Source organism: Pseudomonas sp. 9Ag, assembly GCF_902506445.1.
GTDB lineage: Bacteria > Pseudomonadota > Gammaproteobacteria > Pseudomonadales > Pseudomonadaceae > Stutzerimonas > Stutzerimonas stutzeri_AB.
The window spans coordinates 2,897,676-2,914,027 of record NZ_LR733836.1; the positions used below are offsets into that span (position 1 = coordinate 2,897,676).

The following is a 16,352-nucleotide window of genomic DNA, read 5'->3' on the forward strand; positions in this document are numbered from 1 at the left end:
CCCAGAGCGAAAAGCCCCGTAACTCATTGAATTACGGGGCTTTTTATGTGGTGGCGGAGAGATAGGGATTTGAACCCTAGGAACTGTTGCCAGTTCAACGGATTTCGAATCCGTCCCGTTCGGCCACTCCGGCATCTCTCCAGCGGCGCGCATCATAGCAGTTCAGTGTGTTTTGTCTAACCCCAACTGCGCAGATTTTTTAGCGATGCCGTAGCAGGACAGCGATCCTGAGCGCATTAAACTCCCCGCTGGTTGCCAGCCGATCAGCTGGTCAAGCGCGTCAGTGCTTCACGGTATTTATCGGCAGTCTTCTGTGCAACATCAGCTGGCACTGGCGGGGCTGGCGGCTCCTTGTTCCAGCCGGTGGACTCGAGCCAGTCGCGGACAAATTGCTTGTCGAAGCTTGGCGGGTTGCTGCCTTCAGCGTAACTGTCTGCGGGCCAGAAGCGGCTGGAGTCAGGAGTAAGCACTTCATCCATCAGTGTCAGCTCGCCGTTTTCATCGAGGCCGAACTCAAACTTGGTATCAGCGATGATGATGCCACGCGTCGCAGCGTATGCCACGGCAGCGCTGTACAGCGCGATTGAGGTGTCGCGCACCTTCGCCGCCAGCTCTTTACCAATGATGCCTTCGCATTGCTCGAAGGAAATGTTCTCGTCGTGATCACCCACGGCTGCTTTGGTGGACGGCGTGAAGATCGGTTGCGGCAGCTTGGCCGCTTCTTTCAAGCCAGCTGGCAGCTGGATCCCGCACACGGTTCCACTCCGCTGATACTCCTTCCAGCCTGAGCCAACGATATAGCCACGCACGATGGCCTCCACTGCAACCGGCTTCAGTCGCTTGGCCACCACCGCCCGCCCCTCAACCTGGGGCAGCTCCTCGGCTGGCACAACGTCCTCTACCTTGTCACCAGTGAAATGGTTGGGGACGAGCTGCGCGAGCTTGTCGAACCAGAAGTTGGAAATTGCGGTAAGGATCTTGCCCTTCTCGGGTATCGGCTCGGCAAGGATCACGTCAAACGCGGAGAGCCGGTCGGTAGCGACCATAAGCATGCGCTTGTCGTCGATTTCGTACAGATCACGCACCTTGCCAGAATAGATTTTTTTCAGGCTCAGGGAGCTGGGAGAGGTCATGGCTTTTCTCGCGGTTGCCGAACCTACGCTGGCTTGCGCAACAGCGCAGACACAACGACTGGATCAATCATCAAACGAAACAGGCGAAACCGAGAGGTTTCGCCTGAATGGATTGGGGCGGACTGTCTCGTAGAGTCAGTCCAAGCTGTCCTTGAGCATGTTCAGCACGCGTCGGGACACATCAGCCGGAGCGACGGTGTCGAGGTCCTTGTCGAGGGTGACCTGAACCTTGCCGCCCACATCAGTTACGCGTACCTGATAGCGTTCGGCGCGGGCCTCGATCTCTTCGCGGTCAGGCGCTCCACCGAAGAGCCGGGAGAAGAAACCAGGTTTCTCATCCGGATTCGCCGCACCTTCCGACAGGTTGATGTAGTAGACGCCGAGGCTTCGATCAAGGTCCTCGACGAGAATATCGCTCGCCGCCAGCGCGCGACCGATACTCGACCAACCACGGTTGAAGTCCGTATCGAGCTGCAGCACCGGCTCGCCGCTACCGGCCTCACTCAGCGTCACACGGCTTGGCGCGTCATACTCGCGCTCAGCCAGCAGCGAGGCTGAGCCACCCTGGACGGTGCTGCTGTTCAGCCCAGCCTGCAACTCATCAAGCAGAACCCGATCGCGCTCCGCATCGATCGGCGCGGCCGGCCAGGCAACATTGGCACTGCTGCCTGCAGGACGTTGAACACTGACCAGGAAGATCTCACTGGTATCGCGCTGCACACCTGGCTCGACGCGAAGCCGGACGCGGGTCTCGCCTTCACCCAGTCCAAGATTGCGTACCAGCGCCGGCGCGAGCTGATCACGGGTCTGCCAGGCCGTGACGAACTCACCAGTCTGCGGTCGCTCTTCGGCAATCTGAAAGCCATTGTCGGTAAAGAACTGACGGGCTGACGCCCACACCTGCGAAGGCGCTCGCATTGCAACAAGCCAACGCGCATCTTCGGAAGTCTGCAGGCTGTACTCGCTCACCTCTTCGGCGGCGACCAGACGTTGCGGACGGGGCACTTCGTACTCGCCTGTCGCGCGGCTGTCGGCTACCTGCTGAGGGATCGGCAGCAGCGGCTCGATCGGGCGCAGCTCCGCATCGCCAGGCACCTGCATTGGCGGCACCTGTTGTGCCTGCAGGTAGTCGCTGCCACGGTCGCGGAAATATCCGTCTTCACCCCATAACCAGCCACAACCGCTGGTTCCAGAGATAATCAAGGCTAGGGTCGAGAGGCCGGCCAAACGCTTCATGCATGTTCCTTCATTAATAAACCAGTACACCTGAACTATCAGGCCAGCACACCTGACTGACGCATCGCCGCGCGAAGCGGCTCGTGGCAACGCTGGCTCAGCCAGGTAAGCGGCAGGCGAATGCCCTCCGGTATCAGGCCCATCTCATGCAATGCCCATTTCACCGGAATCGGATTGGCCTCGAGGAACAGCGTCTGGTGCAGCGGCATCAACAGCGCATTGATGGCGCGCGCCTTCTCTGCATCGCCAGCAATGGCAGCGGCACACAGCTCGCTCATCGCGCGCGGAGCAACGTTCGCGGTAACGGAGATGTTGCCCTTGCCGCCCATCAACATCAGCTCAACGGCAGTAGCGTCGTCGCCGGAGTAGACAAGGAAGTCATTAGCCACACGATCAAGCACCTCCTGACCGCGCTTGAGGTCACCGGTCGCTTCCTTGACGCCTACGATGTTTGGCACTTTCGCCAAGCGCTCGATGGTTTCAGGGAGCATGTCACAGGCGGTACGTCCAGGGACGTTGTAGAGGATCTGCGGAATCGCTACAGCTTCGGCAATGTGACGGAAGTGAAGATACATCCCTTCCTGCGTCGGCTTGTTGTAATACGGCGTCACCAGAAGGCAGGCGTCGGCGCCGGCCTGCTTGGCGTTTTCAGTGAGTTCGACGGCCTCGCGGGTGGAGTTGGCCCCTGTGCCTGCGATTACCGGAATGCGGCCGTTGACCTGATCAACAACGCGACGGATGACTTCAATGTGCTCGGATACTTCGAGCGTAGACGCCTCACCAGTGGTACCGACTGCAACGATTGCATTGGTGCCTTCCTGAAGATGGAAGTCGACAAGCTTGCTCAGGCTATCCCAATCAAGGCCACCTTGCGCGTCCATGGGAGTGACCAACGCCACCATACTGCCCGCAATCATGCAACCCACTCCTGCCGGAAAAAGAGAGGCGTAATGGTACAAGGCTCCCGAGCGCTTTGCGAGCACGCTGGAGGCATCACCCGCCGGAACGACTGAGCGTCGAAGTGGCAGGCGATTGTCGCCCCCAGTTCACGCATTCCCACTGACGACGCTTTTCGCTACCCTTAGCTGTTTTCGGCTTGGCTGGCCGACCGATTCATCACCGCCAGGAATCTGCATGTCCACCCCCCCAGTACCCCGAGAACAGTTTCTCGTCATCAGCGCCATGGGCCGTAGCCCAATGGCGCTCACCAATGTGCTTTGCCGAGCCAGCAACGAGAACCGCTGCGCCGTGGTAAGCACGCGCCTGACCCGACACGGAGAATGCTGTGCTCTGGTCCTGGAAATCACCGGAACCTGGGACGCGCTTGCTCGAATGGAGACGGCGCTACCCGGCCTGGCCAAAAAGCACGAGTTCACCACCAATGTAGTGCGCAGCGAAGCGCTGGAAACCCGACCGCAAGCGCTGCCTTATGTGGCGTATGTCAGCTCGGCCTATCGGCCTGACATCCTCAACGAGTTGTGCCAGTTCTTTATCGATCATCGTGTCGAACTTGAAGCCCTCACATGCGACACCTATGAGGCGCCGCAAACAGGCGGCACCATGCTTAACGCGACCATGACCGTGACGCTGCCGGCCGGCACGCAGATCAGCTGGCTGCGGGACCAGTTTCTCGATTTCGCCGATGCCTTGAACCTGGATGCATTGATAGAGCCCTGGCGCCCCCAGAACCCTTGAGTAGGATAATCACTATGTCTGTTGCCATTGACCAACCCGTGCCAACCTTCCAGGCACAGGCCACCAGCGATACACAGGTCAGCCTCGAGGCGTTGAAGGGCAAGCAGGTGGTCCTGTACTTCTACCCGAAGGACAATACTCCGGGCTGCACCACCCAGGGCCAGGGCTTTCGCGACCAGCACGACGCCTTCGTCGCCGCCAACACGGTCGTATTCGGCGTATCGCGGGACAGTCTCAAAACCCACGAAAACTTCAAGGCCAAACAGGGCTTTCCCTTCGAGCTGATCTGCGACAAAGACGAGCAGCTTTGTCAGATATTCGACGTGATCAAACTGAAAAAGCTTTACGGCAAGGAGTATCTGGGCATAGACCGGAGCACCTTCCTCATCGACGCTGACGGCGTGCTGCGGCAGGAATGGCGCGGGGTGAAGGTGCCTGGGCATGTCGAAGCTGTGTTGCAGGCCGCACAGGCATTGCAGCAGCGCTAAAAAACTGCGTAGCGGGCCGCAGCGCTAGACCACACGCGAGCCCGCCTTCACTTGCCAGCTGATTGCCGCCAGCGCGGACGGCCCAGCAGCTACCCGACGTGATCCACCACAGGCACCGTAGCCGACCGACGCGGCCACGCGTACAGCACTGCCTTGAACAGAGTGGCCAGCGGAATCGCGAAGAACACGCCCCAGAAGCCCCATAGGCCGCCGAACAGCAACACTGCACAAATGATCGCAACGGGGTGCAGGTTCACCGCTTCAGAGAACAACAGCGGAACCAAAACGTTGCCGTCCAGGGCCTGGATGATGGCGTAGGCCACCATCAAATAAATGAACTGATCACCCAGCCCCCACTGAAACAAGCCGATCAAGGCAATTGGAATGGTCACAACCGTCGCACCGATATAAGGCACGACGACCGAGATCCCGACAAGCATCGCCAGTAATGCCGCGTAATTCAGTTCCAGAGCGGCGAAAACCGCATACGAGACCACCCCGCAAATCAGAATCTCGATCGCCTTGCCGCGGATGTAGTTGGCGATCTGTACGTTCATTTCCTGCGCCACCTGAGTGATCAGCCCACGCTCGTGCGGCAGGTAACCACTGAGCCAGTCGTTGATCTGCTGGCGATCCTTGAGAAAAAAGAACACCAGAATAGGCACCAGGATCAGGTAGATCATCAGGCTCAACAGCAGAGGCAGGCTCGACAGCGAAGAGGTGAGCATGATCTGACCGTAGCGACCGACTTCGCCCCGAATGAAATCGATACCGCGCAGTACCTGCACTTCGGTGAGCAATTGAGGATAGCGCTCGGGCAGAAGAAGCAGCAGCGACTGCCATTCGACCAGCATCCGCGGCAGCTCGTTGAACAGCGTCAACACCTGCTGCCACATCAACGGCGCCAAAAATAGAATGCAGACGGTCAGCAAGCCGATGAACATAAGAAAAACCAACCAAACCGCTACCAGATGCGGCAGCTTGATTCGCTCCAGCGCGCCGACCAACCCTTGCATCAGGTACGCCAGCACCAGCCCAGCGATCACCGGGGCCAGCATGTGGCCAAGGGTCAGCACGGTCGCAAAGGCGACCACCAGCAACACCCCAAGGACCACCGCTTCCTCGTCCGAGAAATAGCGATGAATCCAGCCCCGCAACACGTTTAGCATATGCTTTCCTTAGCGGCCGTCAGGCCTTGCGCAGCCAGTAACGATAGAGACCTTCTTGCGCCTCTTCGTGAAGCAGCGAGTGGCCAGCCAGCTTGGCGAAACTACGAAAATCGCGTTGCGACCCGGGGTCTGTTGCCGTGACTTTCAATACTTGCCCGCTGGCCAACTGATTAAGTTCCAGTTTCGCCTTGAGCAGCGGCATCGGGCAGTCCAGCCCAACCGCATCCAGCTCAGCATCGCAGGCCATGCCGGGGGCGCCCTGTTGAGTCATGTTCATCTCCTCGAAAGGGCTGCAGGATACCGAGCTGCGCCCGGCTCTGGCCAGCGACCCGAGCACAAGGCTACAGTAGCGCTCCCGCCTTGAAGAGCCAGTCTGGATGAAATTGCTGCGCCCCACCCTGCTCACACTCGCCTGCCTGATCGGCCAGCCAGTGATAGCAAATGACCTACCCTCGCTCGGTGACTCCAGCTCGGGCATCGTCTCGCCAGAGCAGGAGCACCAGCTGGGCAGAGCCTGGCTCAGCCTGTTACGCGGCCAAGTCCCGCAGCTTTCCGATCCACTGCTCAAGGATTATCTGGAGCGCAGCGTCTACCGCCTGGCCGAGACCAGCCAGCTACAGGATCGTCGCCTGGAATTCGTACTGCTCGACAGCCCGCAGTTGAATGCCTTTGCCGCGCCGGGGGGCATCATTGGGGTCAATGGCGGATTGTTCCTTCATGCGCAGACTGAAGCCGAGTACGCCTCGGTACTCGCGCACGAACTGGCCCACCTGTCGCAACGCCATTTCGCTCGCGGGCTGGAAGCGCAGAAACGTATGCAGCTACCGCTGATGGCGGCCATGCTTGCCGGCGTCGTCGCCGCTGCGGCCGGTGCAGGCGATGCCGGCATCGCGGCGATCATCTCGACCCAAGCGGCAGCCATTCAGTCTCAGCGTCGTTTCTCCAGACAGAACGAGCAGGAAGCCGACCGGATTGGCATCATCAACCTCGAACGAGCTGGCTACGCCCCCCGCGCCATGCCTGAGATGTTCGGCCGCTTGATGCGTCAATATCGTTATGACCAGAAGCCGCCAGAATTCCTCCTCACTCACCCAGTCACCGAATCGCGTATTGCTGACACCAAGAACCGCGCAGAGCAGTACCCCGACACCGGCGTCGAAGATAGTCTGCGGTATCAACTTCTGCGCGCGCGCATGGACCTTAAATTCGAAAGCACGCCTGGAGTCAGCGCCAAGCGCTTCCGCGCGATGCTAGCCGACGATCCGAACCTGGACGCGGCTCGCTATGGCCTGGCACTGGCGCAGATGAAAAGCGGCCAGCTGAAGGAAGCAGAGGCGAACCTCGAGCCATTGCTGGCGAAGGAACCGGAAGATACAACCTACAACCTGGCCCAGATCGAGCTGGATATCACTGCTAACCGTCTAGCCGCCGCCCGCAAGCGCATGCAGACCCTGCTTGGCCTTTACCCGGGAAATTATCCGGTACGCCAGGCGAACATCGATCTGCTGATCAAGGAAACCAAACTGCAGGATGCTGAGCAGCAGCTCAACGCACTGGTCGAAGCCCGGCCGCAGGACCCGGATATCTGGTATCAAGTCGCAGAAATCCGCGGGCTCACCGGCAACATCATCGGTCTGCACCAGGCCCGCGCAGAGTATTTTGCGCTTGTCGGTGATTACGATCAGGCGATCGAGCAGCTGGACTTTGCCAAACGTCGCTCGGACAATTTCCAGAGCGCGGCACGAATCGATGCCCGGCAACAGCAGCTGATCGAAGAAAAGCGGATGGTGGAGGATATGTTGCGCTGAGTCATGCTGCGACCGAAAGCTGCGGCATGACTCAGACCGACAGCCGGCCCCGCGTGCAGCGTCAGGCGTTGCCAGCCTGCCGGATGCGCGCAGCCTGAGTGAATTCCAGCATGCGTTTGAGCGGCTTGATCGCTCGCGGAATCAATGCCGGATCGACCGTTATCTCGTCACGGCCAGTGCGCAGGCAATCTAGCGTGCGCTCAAGGGTATTCATTGCCATCCACGGGCAATGAGCGCAACTCCGGCAGGTCGCCCCACTGCCAGCTGTCGGCGCCTCGATGAACTGCTTGTCAGGGCAAAGTTGCTGCATCTTGTAAAAGATCCCCCGGTCTGTAGCGACGATGAACATCGGGTTGGACAGGGTCTGCGCAGCCTTGATCAGCTGACTCGTCGAGCCTACTGCGTCGGCAAGCGCGATCACCGATTCGGGCGACTCGGGATGAACCAATACAGCCGCATCGGGGTACAGCGCTTTCATGTCCTCCAGCTGCTTCGACTTGAACTCCTCGTGGACAATGCAGGCACCGTCCCATAACAGCATGTCGGCACCGGTTTCACGCTGCACATAGTTCCCGAGGTGCTTGTCGGGAGCCCAAATGATCTTTTCGCCGTTGTCCATGAGGCTCTCGACAATCTCAAGGGCGCAACTGGAGGTGACGACCCAATCGGCACGCGCCTTCACCGCAGCCGAGGTGTTGGCGTAAACAACGACGGTACGCTCTGGATGTTGGTCGCAAAATGCCGAGAACTCCTCGACCGGGCAACCCAGATCCAAAGAACAGGTGGCCTCCAGCGTCGGCATCAGGACGCGCTTCTCGGGATTGAGAATCTTTGCAGTTTCACCCATGAACTTGACGCCTGCGACAACTACGGTCTGCGCGCTATGTTCATTGCCGAATCTTGCCATCTCCAGCGAATCCGAAACGCAGCCGCCGGTCTCCTCGGCTAACGCCTGGATCACCGGGTCGGTGTAATAGTGGGCAACCAGCACCGCATTCTGCCGCTTCAACTCGGCGGCGATATCGCTGCGCAACTGCGCCTCCTGCTCGGACGTCAGCGGCTTGGGCTGCTTGGCCGCCAGATGAGCCTGCACAAGAATACGTTCGGGTATTTGCGTCATGTTCGCTGGTTCCTGCAAGCACGGCGGTGTACGAGCCGCCGATTATAGCCATCGAGGCCGAGAATACGGACGTAGCGAAAGGAAAGGTGAAGCGAGGAAAGACCGAGCATTTCACCCCTGCCGTTACCAAGGGGGCGGAATACTAGCCGAAGCTTTCAGAAAAGTGAAAGCGGATGGGGGAACAACAAAATACTGCCCTGAACTGAAAAGCCCGCCGACTTGCGTCCGCGGGCTCTGCATCACTTGCCTTTGAGCATGTGTCCACGCTCTTCGAGATTGGTGTGCCAATCCATTGCCTCGTGCAGAAGGTGTGGCGTCTGCCCGCCCTTCTTGCACGCCGCGTCGAAGTAAGCGTTCAAAGCTTCGCGGTAGGATGGGTGCACGCAATTATCGATGATCGCTCGCGCACGCTCACGCGGCGCCAGACCACGGAGGTCAGCCAGCCCCTGCTCGGTCACCAGGATGCTGACGTCGTGCTCGGTGTGGTCGACATGAGCGACCATCGGGACGACGCTGGAGATATTGCCACCCTTGGCGATCGACTTGGTGACGAAAATGGCCATATGCGCGTTACGAGCAAAGTCACCCGAACCGCCGATGCCATTCATCATCTTGGTGCCGCCAACGTGGGTCGAGTTGACGTTGCCATAGATGTCAAACTCGAGTGCGGTGTTGATGCCGATGATGCCGATACGACGCACAAGCTCCGGATGGTTGGAAATTTCCTGCGGACGAAGTACCAGCTTGTCCTTGTACTTTTCCAGGTTGCCGAAGACGCGGTTGTTGCAGCGCTCGGACAAGGTGATGGAGCAGCCGGAAGCAAAGATCATCTTGCCCGCATCGATCAGATCGAAGGTGGAGTCCTGCAGCACCTCGGAGTACATAACCAGGTTCTCGAACGGCGAATCGATCAGACCGCACATCACAGCATTGGCGATGTTGCCGATACCGGCCTGCAGCGGGCCGAGGCTGTTGCTCAGTCGGCCTGCATCGACTTCCTTCTTGAAGAAGTGGACCAGGTGGTTGGCGATAGCTTGAGTCTCATCGTCCGGCGGCGTGACTGTGGAATAGGAGTCAGGCTGGTCCGTAACGACGATAGCAGCGATCTTGGCCGGATCGATCGGGATGGCACCTGTGCCGATGCGGTCATCGACTTTCAGCAGTGGAATCGGCTGGCGATTCGGGCGCTCACCCGGGATGTAGATATCGTGCAGACCTTCCAGGTTGGGGTTGTGCGCCATGTTCAGCTCGATGATCACCTTGTCGGCAAACAGAGCCAGGTTGGCGGAGTTACCCACCGACGTGGTCGGCACGATGTGACCCTCTTCAGTGATCGCAACGGCCTCGATGATGGCAAGATCGGGTTTCTTGATCTGATGGTTACGCATCTGCTCGACGGTATGCGACAGGTGCTGGTCGATGAACATGACCTCGCCCGCGTTGATCGCCTTGCGCAGCGCTGCGTCTGCCTGGAATGGCATACGGCGGGCCAGGAGGCCAGCCTCAGCCATTAGGCCGTCCAGGTCGTTGCCTAGGCTGGCGCCGGTGATCAGGCTGATTTTCAGTGGGTTTTCCTTGGCGCGCTTGATCAGCGCCATGGGAACGGCCTTAGCCTCACCGGCACGGGTAAAACCGCTCATGCCGACAGTCATGCCGTCGAGAACATGGGTAGCGGCCTCGTCGGCGCTCATGACCTTGCTATGCAGGGAGGACAAGCGGATGCGATCAGAATACATTTGAGCCTCAAACCACTGTGAAATCGGAAGGTCGCAGTCTAGTACGTTTAAAGACGCTCGGGTCACATACCAAGGTCGTAGAGGAACTGACCTTAATAACCGTGTCCCACACAAGTTCTTGTTAATTTATAAACTGCGGGTATAAAAAAGCCGGATGACCTTTCGGCCTCCGGCTTTTTTCGTTCCCTAAGGGAATTTGGTGGGTCGTGTGGGATTCGAACCTACGACCAATTGGTTAAAAGCCAACTGCTCTACCAACTGAGCTAACGACCCGACGCGGAGCGCATGATACTGATTTGATTGAGTAAATCAAGTTTTTTTTGAAATCACTTGTAGCGGGTGACATCAGGGACACCAGCTTCGTGGAAGCCGGCTGCACGTAATCGGCAGCTGTCGCACTTGCCACATGCGCGCCCCTCTTTATCTGCCTGATAGCAGGAAACGGTCATGCTGTAGTCGACACCTAAACGCTCGCCAGCTTGGATGATCTCGCCCTTACTCAGCTTCTGCAGCGGGGCATGAATGGAAAACCCATGTCCTTCTACACCCGCCTTGGTGGCGAGATTGGCCAGCCGCTCAAAGGCCTCGACAAACTCCGGACGACAATCTGGATAGCCTGAGTAGTCGACTGCATTCACACCAATGAAAATGTCCCGGGCGCCAAGCACCTCAGCCCAACCCAAGGCCAGCGAAAGAAACAGGGTGTTGCGTGCCGGCACGTAGGTGACAGGTATTCCTTCTCCTAGCTCTTCAGGCACGGCGATACGGCTATCGGTCAAAGCCGACCCGCCGATCCCGTTGAGATTGATCCCAATAACCTTGTGCTCAACTACGCCCAAGTGCTGAGCCACCCGCTCCGCAGCCTGCAGCTCTGCGCGATGACGCTGGCCATAATCGAAACTCATGCTGTAGCAGACATAACCGTCAGCCTTGGCCATAGCCACCACGGTGGCGGAATCGAGCCCGCCGGATAAAAGCACTACCGCCTTTTTGCCAGTCATCATGAATACCTATTGAATACCGCTGCGAGCCGCAGCAACCCACCGCCGGTCAGTGCCCCGGGGCATCGTTCCAGAGAATTTTGTGCAGCTGCAGCTGCAGACGCACCGGAAGGTTATCGCGGACGATCCAGTCGGCCAGCGCGCGCGCTTCCACCTGTCCGTGACTAGGTGAAAACAGCACCTCACTCACCCGCGCATCCAGCCTGTACTCAATCAGCTTTGATACTGCCCAGTCGTAATCTTCGCGAGAACAGATCACAAACTTGATTTGGTCATTCGGCGTCAGATGACCAATGTTCTCGTAGTGGTTACGCGCCAACTCTGCCGAACCTGGGGTTTTCAAATCCACTACCCGACTCACCCGCACATCAGTCATCGATATGTCCAGCGCCCCACTGGTCTCCAGCGATACTTCATAACCGGCATCGCATAGACGCTCCAGCAGTGGGATGCAGTTCGGCTGAGCCAGCGGCTCACCACCGGTAACGCACACATAACGCGGTCGATACTCGGCGATACGGGACACAATCAAATCGAGCGACATGACTTCACCGCCGTTGAAGGCGTAAGCGGTATCGCAGTACTGACAGCGCAGGGGGCAGCCGGTCAGGCGGACAAACACAGTGGGCAAGCCACTGGTACGCGTCTCCCCCTGCAGCGAGTAGAAAATTTCGGAGATTCGTAAAGTTGGATGCATATCAGCCACGGGCGTGACGGCTAAACAGGCCATCCGCCTCCGTTGCGGGAAGGGGGCGCGATTCTAACGAAAAAACCCGCCGGATGGGCGGGCTTGGAAGCGGAGCAAAGTTTAGCTCTATCGATTCAGCTGACGCTGGGCCAACTGCGCAGCCGAGCTATTCGGGTAATCTGCAACGACCTGACGAAGAATTCCGTTGGCCTTATCACGGTTACCCAAACGCAATTCCACATCAGCGAGCTTGTACAACGAATCAGGAACTTTGTTGTGCTGGGGGTAAGCCTGACTAACCTTGGCGAACGCCTGTCCAGCACCCTGCAAATCTCCCTTGGCGAGATTCACTTCTCCCAACCAATACTGGGCGTTACCAGCATAGGGACTGCTCGGATACTTGCGGAGAAAAGCAGCAAAGGCCTGACTGGCCTTATCGAAGTCTTTTGCCTTGATAAGGTCAAATGCGGCGTCGTAATAGAGCTTTTCCTTTTCAGGATCGGCCGATTGACTGCCTGCCGTTTGCGGCGCAGAGCCACCGTTTGGAGCCTGTACCGGACCACTGGCATCGATGGCACCAGTAGCTGAAGAGTTCTGACTGGCCGATCGGCCCGTGGAGCCGTTCGACAAGCGACGATCTAAATCTTGATAGCGTTCCAGCCCTTCTTGTTTCAGGCGCTGAATCTCATTCTGTTGCACTTCCAACATCCCGCGCAATTGCGCGATCTCTTCCTGCATTTGCTGCAACTGCACGAAGAGCATGCCCTGCGCCGAAGACGGAGCTGACGCCCCGCCTCCGACATAGGCACCGCCAGTATCTGCCCCGGCCGAATAACCCGACCCGCCTGCACCACTTTGGGCTTGCGAGTCATAGTCAACAACCGGAACCTGAGCTGCCACAGAGAGTGGCAGACCAAGTGCAAGAAGCGTCAGAGCATAACGGTGCTTGAGCATGGCTAATTACTTACGCAGTTCAACGCGACGGTTCTGAGCCCAGGACTGCTCGTCGTTGCCCATGGCAACTGGGCGCTCTTCACCGTAGGAAACCAGCTCCAGCTGTGCAGGCGATACGCCCTGCAGAACCAGGTAACGCTGAACAGCTTTGGAACGACGCTCACCCAGAGCCATGTTGTACTCGCGAGTACCACGCTCGTCAGTGTGGCCTTCCAGAACAACGCGGTTGCCAGCGGACTTCAGATCCTTGGCATGAACGTCCAGAGCGCGCATGGCTTCCGGCTTCAGGTCCGAGCTGTCGTATTCGAAGTAGAAAGTAGTGATAGCGCGCAGAGCAGCTTCTTCGCTCATGCTGCCGTCAACGGCACCGCTATCAGCACCGTAACCAGCGTTTGGATCAATGGCAGTGGAGCCTTCGCCAGAGTCGTCGCCACCCTTGGACGAACAACCAACAGCTACGGCCATAGCCAGAGCCAGCGCAGCGAACTTACCGAATTTCAGCATTTCCATGTGTAACAACCCCAGGTGTGTTTTGGTTAGTAAAGCGTTGATACCGCATCAGTTCAGGTAAGGGGACCACGATGGCTCACGGACTTCGCCTTGAGCAGTAGGAAGCGGGAGCCTAACTCGACCATTGATTGATACGAGCATCAAGACTCCCCGGCCCTGCTGGCGGGTCGCGTAGATTAGCATGGTGCCATTAGGCGCAACAGTGGGCGATTCATCTAAACTTGTCTCGGAAAGAATGCGCAGATTCCCACGTTGCAAGTCTTGCGCCGCCACCTTGAAGTTCGTGTAACCCTCCTGACGGTGAATCATGACCAGCGTCTTTTCATCTGCAGACAGCTTCGGGTTGGCGTTGTAGTTGCCAACAAAGGTAACGCGCTCGGCGTTATTGGTTCCTAGGCGCTGCTTGTAGATCTGCGGTTTGCCGGCACGGTCTGACGTGAAATAGATGGTCTGGCCATCAGCGCCCCAGAAAGGCTCAGTGTCGATTGCATAATGATCGGTAAGCCGCTGTAGTTGACGCGAGCCGAGGTCCATCACATAGATCTCGGGATTGCCGTCCTTCGACAACACGAATGCAAGGCGATTGCCATCCGGCGAAAACGCTGGCGCCCCGTTTAGCCCTTCAAAATTAGTGATCTGTTCGCGACGGCCGGTATCGACATGCTGGATGAAAATCCGCGGGCGTTTTTGCTCGAACGAGACGTAGGCGATGCGGCGTCCATCAGGCGAGTAGCGTGGAGAGAGAATCGGCTCGCGGGACTGAAGCAAGGTAACTGCACGAGCACCGTCATAATCGGAACGCTGCAGGGTATAGCGCGTATTCGCACCACCAAGACGCTCAACGGTGACATACAGAAGGCGAGTCGAGAACGCACCTTTTATACCCGTGAGCTTTTCAAAAGCCTGATCGGACGCGTAATGCGCCATGTCTCGCAGTTGGTCCTGAGCACCACCGACGGTGCCGGTCAAAACCTGCTGCTCGGTAGTTACGTTGAACACTTCATAGCGAATCTGCAGCTTGCCGGCGCCTGGCGTTATGTTTCCGACCATGACGTATTGCGCGCCGAGAGCCTTCCAGTCACGAAAGATGATCTCAGTGCCGCGGGTGGGCAGACTGATCATGTTCTGCTTGGGAATCGGCTGAAATATTCCAGTATTGCGCATGTCATTGCCGATTATCTCGGCCATGTCTTCAGGCAGCACGGTACCGCCCTGCCAGCCAAACGGAACCACCGCGATAGGAATGGCGCGATCGGCACCGCTGGTAACGACGATGTTTTTCTCCTGAGCGACGGCACTGCCCAATACGAACAGGAGAAGAACGATGAAACCTCGAAGGTAATTGATCACAACGCTAGATCCTCAGGCGTAAATGTCATCGTGAACGAGCGATACGGCTGAAAGTCCTGAGCAGAGAGCCCCTGCATTTCGGTCAGCCGACCAATATTCTTTACTGCCGCTACCGCGGAACTGTCGAACGGAGCATCACCACTTGAACGTGAAACTGTCGCAGCGGTAATGGTGCCGTCCGGCAGCATGTTGACTCGTAGCGTAACCGACATGTTGTTTCGAGCCGACGGTGGCCGGGTCCAGTTTTCAGCGGCACGCATGCGAATCAGATCGTCGAAATTCCCGGAGGTCTGATCGCCCTGGGTATCAGCCAGCGCCTGCTGTCGCTCCGTATCATCGGAAAGCAGCTCGGCCAATGCCTGTGCCTTCTTGTCTTCAGCAGCTTTGCGGGCGGCCTCGGCTGCAGCTTTCTTTTTTGCCTCCTCGGCGGCTTTCTTCTTTGCTGCCTCAGCGGCCGCTTTTTTCTTCGCATCTTCTGCAGCTTTCTTTTTCGCCGCTTCGGCTGCTGCCTTCTTCTTTGCTTCCTCAGCGGCTTTCTTCTTCTGTGCTTCTTCGGCCGCTTTTTTCTTGGCGATCTCCGCCTGCTTCTGTTGCTCGGCTTTCTTTGCCTCGTCAGCTTTCTTGGCTTCGGAGGCGTTCTTTGCCGCATCAGCCTTCGCTGCCTCGGCCTTTCGAGCCTCGTCAGCCTTTTTTTGTTCCGCAGCTTTTGCGGCCGCCTGCTTTTGTTGCTCTACCTTGCGCTGCTCCAACTGCTCGGCTTCATATTGCTTTGCTGCGGTCTTCTGCGCTTCGCCGGCGATTTTCTGATTCGTCTGTACCTTCGCCTGACTCTGGGACTTGAGCTGATACAGGGTGGCCTGGACGATAGGCTTGGACGGCGGTAGTTCTGGCGTCATGGCAAAGCTGACGAACAGCGTCGCAAAAATGATTACATGCAGGCCCACCGCCAGAATGGTGGGCCAATAGAGGCTCTCAGAGCGCGAACGATCCGGCTGCTGCATCAAGGCGCCTCGGTAATCAGGCCGACGTTACCCACGCCCGCCTCCTGCAACCCACCCATAGCCGCCATTACCGAACCATAATCCACGGCTTTATCGCCTCGCACGAAGACCTGGATCTGCTTACCCTGACTACGGTTCTGGTTCATGATCGCGGTGACCGCCTTGGTCATTTCGTCGAGTGTCAGCGCCTTATCCTGGACGGTATCCGTATCAACCTCACTACCGATATTCCAGTAGTAAGTCTTGTCGGCCTTGATCGAGATTGTCAGGACCTGCGCATCATTATCCTGCGGCAGCACCTCGCTGCTCACTTTCGGCAAGTCGACTTTCACGCCTTGGTTGAGCATCGGAGCGGTCACCATGAAGATCACCAGCAGTACCAGCATCACGTCGATGTACGGCACTACGTTCATCTCGGCGACGGGTTTGCGTCTGTTGCGAATTCTTGCCATGGCCTATGGCC

Annotated in this window: 17 protein-coding genes and 2 tRNA genes; 3 read left to right on the forward strand and 16 right to left on the reverse strand. The window is 57.9% G+C overall.

What is annotated here, in order from left to right; all coding sequences use genetic code 11:
* Positions 1-51 precede the first annotated feature (51 nt).
* The 4 genes from ALTERO38_RS12980 to dapA form a co-directional block, all read right to left on the reverse strand.
* A tRNA-Ser gene (locus ALTERO38_RS12980) sits at positions 52-141 on the reverse strand.
* Positions 142-263: 122 nt separating this feature from the next.
* A complete protein-coding gene (locus ALTERO38_RS12985) occupies positions 264-1,133 on the reverse strand; it encodes a phosphoribosylaminoimidazolesuccinocarboxamide synthase (protein WP_159968659.1) in 870 nt (289 codons plus the stop codon).
* Positions 1,134-1,268: 135 nt separating this feature from the next.
* Positions 1,269-2,369, reverse strand: a complete 1,101-nt coding sequence (bamC, locus tag ALTERO38_RS12990) for an outer membrane protein assembly factor BamC (protein WP_159968660.1) — start codon at positions 2,367-2,369, stop codon at positions 1,269-1,271.
* Between the two features lie 38 nt (positions 2,370-2,407).
* The gene (dapA, locus tag ALTERO38_RS12995) at positions 2,408-3,286 is read right to left on the reverse strand and encodes a 4-hydroxy-tetrahydrodipicolinate synthase (RefSeq protein ID WP_102834750.1); all 879 of its coding nucleotides are present in this window, start codon (positions 3,284-3,286) and stop codon (positions 2,408-2,410) included.
* A gap of 217 nt (positions 3,287-3,503) precedes the next feature.
* On the opposite strand from dapA, the gene ALTERO38_RS13000 reads away from it, so the two are divergent.
* Both ALTERO38_RS13000 and ALTERO38_RS13005 read left to right on the forward strand, forming a co-directional pair.
* Positions 3,504-4,064: a glycine cleavage system protein R gene (locus tag ALTERO38_RS13000; protein WP_148924725.1), complete on the forward strand. Its 561-nt coding sequence runs from the start codon at positions 3,504-3,506 to the stop codon at positions 4,062-4,064.
* 14 nt (positions 4,065-4,078) lie between these two features.
* Positions 4,079-4,552, forward strand: coding sequence for a peroxiredoxin (locus tag ALTERO38_RS13005; RefSeq protein ID WP_159968661.1), 474 nt, complete (start codon positions 4,079-4,081; stop codon positions 4,550-4,552).
* A gap of 89 nt (positions 4,553-4,641) precedes the next feature.
* Here the strand turns inward: ALTERO38_RS13005 and ALTERO38_RS13010 are convergent, their stop codons facing one another.
* Positions 4,642-5,721: an AI-2E family transporter gene (locus tag ALTERO38_RS13010; RefSeq protein ID WP_102834753.1), complete on the reverse strand. Its 1,080-nt coding sequence runs from the start codon at positions 5,719-5,721 to the stop codon at positions 4,642-4,644.
* Positions 5,722-5,740: 19 nt separating this feature from the next.
* The gene (locus ALTERO38_RS13015; protein ID WP_159968662.1) at positions 5,741-5,992 is read right to left on the reverse strand and encodes a sulfurtransferase TusA family protein; all 252 of its coding nucleotides are present in this window, start codon (positions 5,990-5,992) and stop codon (positions 5,741-5,743) included.
* 106 nt (positions 5,993-6,098) lie between these two features.
* On the opposite strand from ALTERO38_RS13015, the gene ALTERO38_RS13020 reads away from it, so the two are divergent.
* Positions 6,099-7,529, forward strand: coding sequence for a M48 family metalloprotease (locus ALTERO38_RS13020; protein WP_159968663.1), 1,431 nt, complete (start codon positions 6,099-6,101; stop codon positions 7,527-7,529).
* Positions 7,530-7,590: 61 nt separating this feature from the next.
* Here ALTERO38_RS13020 and nadA read toward each other — a convergent pair whose 3' ends face one another.
* From nadA to tolR, 10 genes are all read right to left on the reverse strand, one after another.
* Positions 7,591-8,649: a quinolinate synthase NadA gene (gene nadA / locus ALTERO38_RS13025; protein WP_102834756.1), complete on the reverse strand. Its 1,059-nt coding sequence runs from the start codon at positions 8,647-8,649 to the stop codon at positions 7,591-7,593.
* Positions 8,650-8,888: 239 nt separating this feature from the next.
* A complete protein-coding gene (locus ALTERO38_RS13030; RefSeq protein ID WP_159968664.1) occupies positions 8,889-10,385 on the reverse strand; it encodes an acetyl-CoA hydrolase/transferase family protein in 1,497 nt (498 codons plus the stop codon).
* 197 nt (positions 10,386-10,582) lie between these two features.
* Positions 10,583-10,658, reverse strand: a tRNA-Lys gene (locus ALTERO38_RS13035).
* A 53-nt stretch (positions 10,659-10,711) separates the two neighbouring features.
* A complete protein-coding gene (gene queC, locus ALTERO38_RS13040) occupies positions 10,712-11,386 on the reverse strand; it encodes a 7-cyano-7-deazaguanine synthase QueC (protein WP_159968665.1) in 675 nt (224 codons plus the stop codon).
* 49 nt (positions 11,387-11,435) lie between these two features.
* The gene (gene queE, locus ALTERO38_RS13045; protein WP_159969705.1) at positions 11,436-12,083 is read right to left on the reverse strand and encodes a 7-carboxy-7-deazaguanine synthase QueE; all 648 of its coding nucleotides are present in this window, start codon (positions 12,081-12,083) and stop codon (positions 11,436-11,438) included.
* Positions 12,084-12,200: 117 nt separating this feature from the next.
* Positions 12,201-13,028 carry a tol-pal system protein YbgF gene (gene ybgF, locus ALTERO38_RS13050; RefSeq protein ID WP_159968666.1) on the reverse strand — a complete coding sequence of 276 codons (828 nt, stop codon included), beginning with the start codon at positions 13,026-13,028 and terminating at the stop codon, positions 12,201-12,203.
* Between the two features lie 6 nt (positions 13,029-13,034).
* Entirely contained in the window at positions 13,035-13,538 is a 504-nt protein-coding gene (gene pal, locus ALTERO38_RS13055; protein ID WP_102834760.1) for a peptidoglycan-associated lipoprotein Pal, read from the reverse strand.
* A gap of 48 nt (positions 13,539-13,586) precedes the next feature.
* Positions 13,587-14,864, reverse strand: coding sequence for a Tol-Pal system beta propeller repeat protein TolB (tolB, locus tag ALTERO38_RS13060; RefSeq protein ID WP_372239419.1), 1,278 nt, complete (start codon positions 14,862-14,864; stop codon positions 13,587-13,589).
* Positions 14,865-14,884: 20 nt separating this feature from the next.
* Positions 14,885-15,889 (reverse strand): cell envelope integrity protein TolA, encoded by a 1,005-nt coding sequence (gene tolA, locus ALTERO38_RS13065; RefSeq protein WP_159968667.1) that lies wholly within the window; start codon positions 15,887-15,889, stop codon positions 14,885-14,887.
* Complete coding sequence (gene tolR / locus ALTERO38_RS13070) at positions 15,889-16,341, reverse strand: protein TolR (RefSeq protein WP_102834763.1); 453 nt, start codon at positions 16,339-16,341, stop codon at positions 15,889-15,891. Before tolR ends, tolA begins: the two co-directional genes overlap by 1 nt.
* Positions 16,342-16,352 lie beyond the last annotated feature (11 nt).

Bases quoted from the DNA above. Each gene is read 5' to 3' on its own strand.
- ALTERO38_RS13015 (WP_159968662.1), bottom strand. From the start codon at position 5,992: ATGACTCAACAGGGCGCCCCCGGCATGGCCTGCGATGCTGAGCTGGAT.
- ALTERO38_RS13005 (WP_159968661.1), top strand. From the start codon at position 4,079: ATGTCTGTTGCCATTGACCAACCCGTGCCAACCTTCCAGGCACAGGCC.
- ybgF (WP_159968666.1), bottom strand. From the start codon at position 13,028: ATGCTCAAGCACCGTTATGCTCTGACGCTTCTTGCACTTGGTCTGCCA.
- dapA (WP_102834750.1), bottom strand. From the start codon at position 3,286: ATGATTGCGGGCAGTATGGTGGCGTTGGTCACTCCCATGGACGCGCAA.
- pal (WP_102834760.1), bottom strand. From the start codon at position 13,538: ATGGAAATGCTGAAATTCGGTAAGTTCGCTGCGCTGGCTCTGGCTATG.
- ALTERO38_RS12985 (WP_159968659.1), bottom strand. From the start codon at position 1,133: ATGACCTCTCCCAGCTCCCTGAGCCTGAAAAAAATCTATTCTGGCAAG.
- tolA (WP_159968667.1), bottom strand. From the start codon at position 15,889: ATGCAGCAGCCGGATCGTTCGCGCTCTGAGAGCCTCTATTGGCCCACC.
- ALTERO38_RS13030 (WP_159968664.1), bottom strand. From the start codon at position 10,385: ATGTATTCTGATCGCATCCGCTTGTCCTCCCTGCATAGCAAGGTCATG.
- nadA (WP_102834756.1), bottom strand. From the start codon at position 8,649: ATGACGCAAATACCCGAACGTATTCTTGTGCAGGCTCATCTGGCGGCC.
- ALTERO38_RS13020 (WP_159968663.1), top strand. From the start codon at position 6,099: ATGAAATTGCTGCGCCCCACCCTGCTCACACTCGCCTGCCTGATCGGC.
- ALTERO38_RS13010 (WP_102834753.1), bottom strand. From the start codon at position 5,721: ATGCTAAACGTGTTGCGGGGCTGGATTCATCGCTATTTCTCGGACGAG.
- tolR (WP_102834763.1), bottom strand. From the start codon at position 16,341: ATGGCAAGAATTCGCAACAGACGCAAACCCGTCGCCGAGATGAACGTA.
- bamC (WP_159968660.1), bottom strand. From the start codon at position 2,369: ATGAAGCGTTTGGCCGGCCTCTCGACCCTAGCCTTGATTATCTCTGGA.
- ALTERO38_RS13000 (WP_148924725.1), top strand. From the start codon at position 3,504: ATGTCCACCCCCCCAGTACCCCGAGAACAGTTTCTCGTCATCAGCGCC.
- queC (WP_159968665.1), bottom strand. From the start codon at position 11,386: ATGACTGGCAAAAAGGCGGTAGTGCTTTTATCCGGCGGGCTCGATTCC.
- queE (WP_159969705.1), bottom strand. From the start codon at position 12,083: ATGCATCCAACTTTACGAATCTCCGAAATTTTCTACTCGCTGCAGGGG.